5 protein-coding genes and 4 pseudogenes are annotated in these 7177 nt (G+C 57.6%); 1 reads left to right on the forward strand and 8 read right to left on the reverse strand.

Features of this window, described 5'->3' with window-relative positions:
- Positions 1 to 74 precede the first annotated feature (74 nt).
- From CIT25_RS19120 to CIT25_RS19130, 3 genes and pseudogenes are all read right to left on the reverse strand, one after another.
- Complete coding sequence (locus tag CIT25_RS19120) at positions 75 to 338, reverse strand: transposase (RefSeq protein WP_158302594.1); 264 nt, start codon at positions 336 to 338, stop codon at positions 75 to 77.
- Positions 339 to 905: 567 nt separating this feature from the next.
- On the reverse strand, positions 906 to 1379 hold the full coding sequence (locus tag CIT25_RS38495) for a RolB family protein (protein WP_128178347.1): 474 nt from the start codon (positions 1377 to 1379) through the stop codon (positions 906 to 908).
- A 742-nt stretch (positions 1380 to 2121) separates the two neighbouring features.
- Positions 2122 to 2295, reverse strand: a pseudogene (locus CIT25_RS19130) (IS6 family transposase); the annotation flags it as partial.
- Positions 2296 to 2570: 275 nt separating this feature from the next.
- Between CIT25_RS19130 and CIT25_RS19135 the strand changes: the two are divergent.
- Positions 2571 to 2951, forward strand: a pseudogene (locus CIT25_RS19135) (transposase); the annotation flags it as partial.
- Positions 2952 to 2987: 36 nt separating this feature from the next.
- Here CIT25_RS19135 and CIT25_RS19140 read toward each other — a convergent pair.
- The 5 genes and pseudogenes from CIT25_RS19140 to CIT25_RS19160 form a co-directional block, all read right to left on the reverse strand.
- Positions 2988 to 3721: pseudogene (locus CIT25_RS19140) on the reverse strand (IS6 family transposase).
- 83 nt (positions 3722 to 3804) lie between these two features.
- Entirely contained in the window at positions 3805 to 4773 is a 969-nt protein-coding gene (locus CIT25_RS19145; RefSeq protein WP_095486086.1) for an XcyI family restriction endonuclease, read from the reverse strand.
- Positions 4770 to 5723, reverse strand: coding sequence for a DNA-methyltransferase (locus CIT25_RS19150; protein WP_342587104.1), 954 nt, complete (start codon positions 5721 to 5723; stop codon positions 4770 to 4772). Before CIT25_RS19150 ends, CIT25_RS19145 begins: the two co-directional genes overlap by 4 nt.
- A 79-nt stretch (positions 5724 to 5802) precedes the next feature.
- A pseudogene (locus CIT25_RS19155) lies at positions 5803 to 6320 on the reverse strand (transposase); the annotation flags it as partial.
- Between the two features lie 67 nt (positions 6321 to 6387).
- A partial coding sequence (locus CIT25_RS19160) for a Ulp1 family isopeptidase (RefSeq protein WP_342587105.1) occupies positions 6388 to 7177 on the reverse strand: 790 nt, incomplete at its 5' end.

Below are 7177 nucleotides of genomic sequence, written 5' to 3' on the forward strand. Positions count from 1 at the left end.
CGTTTCAACACGACCACGTTAGGCACTTGATGCCGTTTGAGAAGGGCCGTTCCACCTCATCAGCTTCGGGCCGATTAGGCCATCTCGGCGAGCGTTTCGAGCAGCGCATCGAACACCCCCGTCGCGACCCATCGCCGGTATCGGCGGAAGACGCTGTTCCACTTGCCATATTCATCAGGCAGATGACGCCATTGCGCCCCGGTTCGGGCCATCCACATCATGCCTTCGAAATAGCGCCGATTATCCTGCGCCGGACGGCACCCTCGACCCCGCTCTGCTGGCAGCAGCGGCCCGATCAGTGCCCATTCCTCGTCCGATACCCCAATCCGCTCGCCCAACGCTGCGGCAGGATATATCCTGATGTAAATGTCGTGCGAGACGGAAGGTGGCAACTTCCGGCTCGCGCTTCGCGCGAGTCTCGCACGACATATGACGTCGCTTTCAGTCTACCTCAGAGAGGTTCCGATGGCGAATATAATATTTCTGTTGCAATAATGTTAAGTATCAGCATTTTGACGATATCGCTTAGAGTACTATTGAATATTCTGCATACAGACCGGTATATTTTGATTTGCGCTTGTAACCTATTCCGCGCATATTACATTGTATCAATTCGTTCATAAAATGACTCAATGCGAATATAGAAGAATATAGACGTGCAAACGTGCCTGGCCTTTATTAAATGCAGTGAACGGTACATCAACATGACACCATGTGCTCAAAAGCATGACTAACGAAAACACGAACAGCAACAAATGAAACAAAGACGCTTAAAGCGCCATACACCTCAAAAGCAAGACAAAACAAAAACAGACATGAAAGACATTACAGAATAAAAGTAAGTTGTTTTAACTTATGCATCGGCCAGGTCAAACAGAACTCCGGTCCCGCTAGTGTCCCTCATCCTAACCACAAAACAGTGCCGGCCCAATCAGCACCACATTGCAAGGGCCGGCTGCGCGACAATACCTCGTATTGAGTTGGTGCTGATACGGCGAAAGTTGGCCCATAGTTGCCCATGGGGGGATGCTGGGAGTTGCGACGAAAAATTCCATGTCGGCAGCCTCGGCGTTGGAACATCCAGCTTGTCGGTAGAAGCCCGCCACGCGTTGACGAGAGCAATTGGTGTCATACGGCGGGACCTCAATCGCCACGATCCTCCCGCAATAGCGTAGGTGGAGCGGAACGTGATCAAGGCGTCCTGTTTCAAGACATTGCCTGGCAGCCTCAGCCGGCATATAGACATACAGGAGACGTGTCCCCGGTGGGGCAAGTTGGATGAGCGCGTTCGTGCTGAACGCGTTCTCGATGTGGTCCACTAGCTCGAGTGTGCGGCCTCTGTACAGAGGACACTCGCCGCCCCAAAACACTGAGCTCATACTCGCCGAGGGCGCTTAGTTGTGTTTCGTGATGGAAGAAAGAACTGTTTTTGGTGTTTAGGCGAGAGTAAGGATGGAGAGGAGACTCGATTGTCCTTGGTGAATGCGGGGACGCAATGAGGCTTATATAGAGAGGGGCGCTCATCCTTATTGGACCGCAATTTTTATAATCGCGAAACGGCACAGTTGCCGTTTCGGTGCAATAAAAGGCATCTTTTGATGTCTCCCTTAGCTCGCGCAGAGTCGCAGCTTCTGTGCAGCCGTTGGCTCTCTCTACAGTTCAAAGGGCACAACTCTAGCGTTCTGCAAAGGGCTGCCCGGATCGCTAAGTCAACAACGCGTCACATCCAACTTTTGGCTTGGCTTGGCTTGGCTTGGCCGGATCGCTAAGTCAACAACGCGTCACATCCAACTTTTGGCTTGGCTTGGCTTGGCTTGGCTTGGCTTGGCAGGATCTATAGCGATGTCGCCTTTCTTTCTTTCTTTCTTTGTTTGTGCATTCGTGCACTCGCGGCGTAAACGGCGAAGCCGATACTCCTGACTTCGAACAGGTCGGTCCCGGCACACGCACGTGAAATGGTTCCGTTGCAAAGTTTTGTCTGGTCAGAGAATTTTCCAGAGTGGTGGCGACCTCATGCGGCAGCGAGGATTTCGAACTGCTCGGNGTCCCGGCACACGCACGTGAAATGGTTCCGTTGCAAAGTTTTGTCTGGTCAGAGAATTTTCCAGAGTGGTGGCGACCTCATGCGGCAGCGAGGATTTCGAACTGCTCGGCGAGAGACGGGTTCGGATTGAAGGCGTACCGCGCCTGTCGTTTGCGCATCATGTGGACCATCTCGATGCCGGACAAGGTGACCGCGGCGGCGTGCGTCGATTTGAAACCGAGCATCGGCCGCACCCGGCGCTTGATGCGCCGCCGGATTTTCACCGGGCTCCCGAGCACGAACTCCAGTCGCCAGGAGGGGGAAATGGGTGGACTTTCCACCAGCCGTTCGGGCGCGCTGGCGCGATGCTTGGCTGGCTGGCTGGCTGGCTGGGCACGCCGATCTTCGGCAGTTGCGTTTCGCTTCCGTAGATAATCTAGCCCGGAAAATTCATGGTGGGTTGGCGGATGTAGTGCAAGCCATTGAAATGACGTAGGATTTGGTTGCTAAAGCCGATCCGCATCATTTCCCGGAGACCACACCCGCCATGAACGATCTTACGCTGCCGCTGGGCAGTTTGTCATCTGTCGGCGGCAAGTCCGTCGTCGCCCGTTTCGACGGCGGCATGCTGTCGTCCAACAGCGGCGTTCTGGCTCTGGCGGAGGTGGAAAAGCGGCTGCGGGTGGCCGAGCGTCTGGCGCGCTGCATCGACGATCCGCGCTGTCCGGACCAGACCGCCCACAGCTTGGCCGACATAATCGGCTTTCGCATGAAGATGATCGCCGCCGGCTATGAGGATGGCAACGACGCCAACCGGCTGCGCTCCGATCCGGTCTTCAAGATGGCCCAGGACGCGCTGCCGTCGGGTCGGGATCTGGCCTCCCAATCGACGATGTGCAGGCTGGAGAGGCATCGTAAACTTAAAGAGCGCGAGGCGGTCGTAGCCCGCTTGCCCCACGGCGGTTCAAGCCCGCGCGATTTTTGCCCACAGGTTCATTGCCTCTGAACGCAGTTCGCGATGATGGCTGGAGGAGATTTCGTGGCGGGGGATGTGGAACAGGTTGGCAATCGGATCATGAATTGAGACGAAGCGCTGCAAATGGCGTTGTGACTTGAAGCGTTTCATGATCCGTTCCCGTCGCCGGACTGGCTGATGGGAATTCTCCGCCCGATTGTTCAAGCCTTTATGCGAACGGTGTTCGACCCCCGGCATGATCTCTCGCTTTGCAGCGTCGTAAGACCGAAGCTTGTCGGTGATCATCACGCGCGGCGCGCGGCCTTGGCCCTTCAACAGCTTGCGCATCAGACGCTTGGCCGCCTTGGCATTGCGACGACTTTGCACCAGGACCTCCAGGACGAAACCGTCCTGATCGACGGCGCGCCAGAGCCAGTGCTTCTTGCCGCGGATCGAAACGACGGCCTCGTCGAGATGCCACTTGTCACCAGCCGACCCGCTGAGCGGCGGCGGATCTCGCTGGCAAAGGTCCGCCCGAATTTCTCTGCCCAAAGCCGGACTGTCTGATGCGAGACAATAATCCCTCGTGCCGCCAGCAAGTCCTCGACCATTCGCAAACTGAGAGGAAAACGGAAATAGAGCCAGACAGCATGGGCGATGATCTCGGCGGGAAAGCGGTGGCGGCGGTAGAGTGGGTCACGCTCTGTCGCACATCGGTATCCAAGCTTCGTTAAGTTGACGATGCCGTCTGACGAACACCTTCGTCAGATTTATAGTGATCTGTTGGCTCTCACGTAGGATCCATGTCCGATGGAGCACGGAAGCGCTAGGACGTTGTACCGGCGATGCCGATCATGGCCGTCACTAGGTCACGAAACTCGTCGAATTCTGCCCCTGAGGCAGCTACGAGACTCGAGATTCGGTAAAAGCGATTGCTGGTCGGGGATTCGCGCGCGGCCATGGTCATGTCGATGCGATCGACATTCACAATAGTCCAACATTCGACGTAGCCGGCTCCTCGAGCTTTCTGGTGGCTCTTTTCAGCCTCGCCAATTCGGTTGTGGATGTTGGAAAAGTCTGTGCCGCCCTTTACCTCGATCGCGACAATATTGCGAAAGCTGTCGGCCCTCATTTCCTCGCGGATCACGATGTCCGGGTCTGCGGCGAATTCGATGCGTACCTGACGACCAGCCGCGTTCCGGACGCGGATGAACCTTGGGCCCGACGCCTCGATGTGGTCTTGCACAAGTTCCTTGATGACGTTGAAAACCTGGATGATGCCGGCGGTACCCCGACGGACATTGGCTCCCCCGCGCAGTTGCGGCCCCAATGTAAGCAGGGTCAGGTCGTCTAAAAGGGCGATGGTGACAGCCTTACCGGCGATGCCCGTGAGCAGCTGCGCACCGGCCTCACACATCTCTTTGCACAGCGTTTCGATGTCGGGCGACAAAGCCGAGCGTAGGATCCCCTTCGTCTCCATCGAAATAAAGCGGCCCGCTCCAGTTGCCGTTGTGTAGAATTCCTTTTGGCTATAGCCGTAGAGGAGGCGGTAGTAACCGATCAAGCGAGGGTTCGCGGTTAAGACCAACGGGACGGGAAACAACATTTCGCCGCGAATGCCGTGACTGGCGAGTTGCGTCAAACTATGGCCCGGGACGTTGGCCGCCAGCTCCCGGTCCAACGATGGAATGTCGAGCTTCCGAACGGTCTCTTTGAGCGCTTCTTGAAGCATTAACTGGCGAATTTCAGCCAATGCAACGCTGAATTCTATCTGCAATTCCGGAGACGGTATCATGCGGCCACTCGGATAATCGATCCATCGGAGTGACACAGCCGCTCGGCGGCCAGGGCAACGTAAGCGGGGTGAAGTTCAATGCCAACGTATGAGCGACCATGCTCCTGCGCTACCAGACCGACGGTCCCCGAGCCAAAGAAGGGATCTAGTACGAAGTCGCCGGGGCGGCTTGATGAACGGATGCAGGGCTCGATCAATTTGGGAGGGAAAGTCGCGAAATGAGCTCCCGCAAAAGGCAGTGTATTGACGTTCCAAACCGAGCGAAGATTCCGCCCATTGCCTTCTCGAACCGAGTCTCGATTATAGAAATATTGCTCCTCCTTAGAAAACATAAAGAGGTATTCGTGCGTCCTCGTCGGGCGATCTCGAACGCTTTCAGGCATCCCGTTCGGCTTGTTCCAGATGACATCGGCTCTGAGATACCATCCATCATCCTGTAAGGCGAACGCCAGCCGCCAGGGAATGCCCATCAGATCCTTTGGTTTGAGACCTTCAGGTGTCTCCGGACGCATTGACATGGCCCGAGCCGGATTCTTCTTATCGGGCGCCCGCCATGTGCGGTTACCGCTCGTAAAGCCATCGCCGATGTTGATCCAAAGGACCCCGTCATCCTTCAGCACCCGCCTCGCCTCTCGGAACACTGTTAAAAGCCGATTTATGAACTGCGGGAGCGTCGGCTCAAGGCCGATTTGCTCTGTGTTTTTGTAGTCGCGCAGGCCCCAATAGGGAGGGGAGGTTATAAGGCATTGCACGCTACGATCGGGAAGGCGCTGCAGGACTGTGAGGGCATCCCCCTCAAAGATGACACTCCCGTTCAGCGCTAACGGCGGTGGGCGTCGAATGCGGGAGGTTTTCATAGCTTGATGGTTCTGATTCGCAGCCTCAGGAAGCTCTTCATGCCACCCTCCCACACAGCTGACCAGATGCTCGCGACGTAGTCCCCCTGCCATTCCCAAAAACTTTCCTAAGCAGGAAGGCGTTGGTGCATGGGTCCGGACTTGAGGGGATGTCGATCTTTGAAGCGGCAGACTATGCCGTGGCCGCCTTGCGGCGGGCGGATTTCGGGCGTGCGCAGGCAAGCATGCGGTTGAGGACGGCGCAGCCGATGGCGACTTCGGTCTTCTGAACGGGAAGCGACCGTGCCCGCAAACGCCGCCCGATGGTGGACTTGTATCGCCCTATGGCGGTCTCGACCAGCGAGCGTTTGCCATAACCGTTGAGACCTGCCATTTCATCCCGCCGTCTCTGCCGATTGCGGCGATATGCTGGCCCCTCTGGCCGGGAGGTCTATCGTCGAATGGTTCGACCGCGTTGACGCGAGGCGGAATGACGATTGCGGCGGCAGCGCTGTGATCGATGACTGCGTCGTAAGTCGGTTTTCCGTCATAGGCGCCGTCAGCAGTAAACTGTCCGATCGGACCGCCAATCTGGTCGAGTAGTGGCTCAACTTGAGAGACATCGCCAGTGTCCTGATCAGTCAGGGTATGGGCAATGATCTCGCCGCTGTCGGCATCCAGTGCCAGATGCCGCTGAGAGCACCTGGATCGGATCGGCTTCTGCGGATCAGGACGTAGCGGGCATAGCTGGGCCTATTAATGCGGCGCGCCCTGAAGCTTATCGCCCCCCGTATGAGCGTTCTCTGCTTCTCGAGGAAGACGCCAGTTCCACTCGTGCGTTACTGGGGGCCGTGAGGCGGTCCAGTAAAGCCTGCCGGTCGGCGACGAGGGTGTCGAGGTGCAGCGGCTGGCTCCCGGGCCGTTCTCCTTTAGCCAATCGCGCGGCCAGCGCCCTGGTGGCGTCCACGACAAATACCCCGCAATCGTAGGTGTTGTCCTGCTGGGCCATCCGCACTCGATCCAAGCGGGCGCCCAGACGTGCTGCCAGCCCTTGTGCGATGGCGCTGTTCAGGGTGCCGAAGGAGTCGTAATGATAGGCGACCGGCTGGCGCCCGCGTAGATCGACAAACAGCAGCGACCAGTGGGTGCCCCCAGGGCCAGTCCCGGCATTGTTGACCGGAAGGAACACAAAGCTGGCCGTGCCGCCCCCGAAGTTGGCCCTGCCGCCATCGATGATGTCGTGGAAAGCGGCGGCCGCCTCGGCCGGGTTCCCAGCCATGCGCAAGAAATGGGCCACCGCCGGCGCCACCAACCGGGTCCGGGCGGCGATGTCGGGACTGGCCCTGTGCAGCGCCTCGCCAAGCAGTGCGAAATCGGCCGCGATATGCTCGTCTTCCAGATCGGAGTCGGTTAAATCGGGAAAGTCCTTAGGGCTTGCTTGCGATGACCTCTGCGCCTCCGCCGAGGGTACTGTATTCATGCCGCCAAGCGCTGCATCGTTGGCCATTCCCGCGCCTGAAGAGGAGCCCTTTTTCTCAAACGCCTCATTCAATCTGGTCCCGTGCAAA

Origin of the sequence: Mesorhizobium mediterraneum, from assembly GCF_002284565.1 — a bacterium.
Lineage (GTDB): Bacteria > Pseudomonadota > Alphaproteobacteria > Rhizobiales > Rhizobiaceae > Mesorhizobium > Mesorhizobium mediterraneum.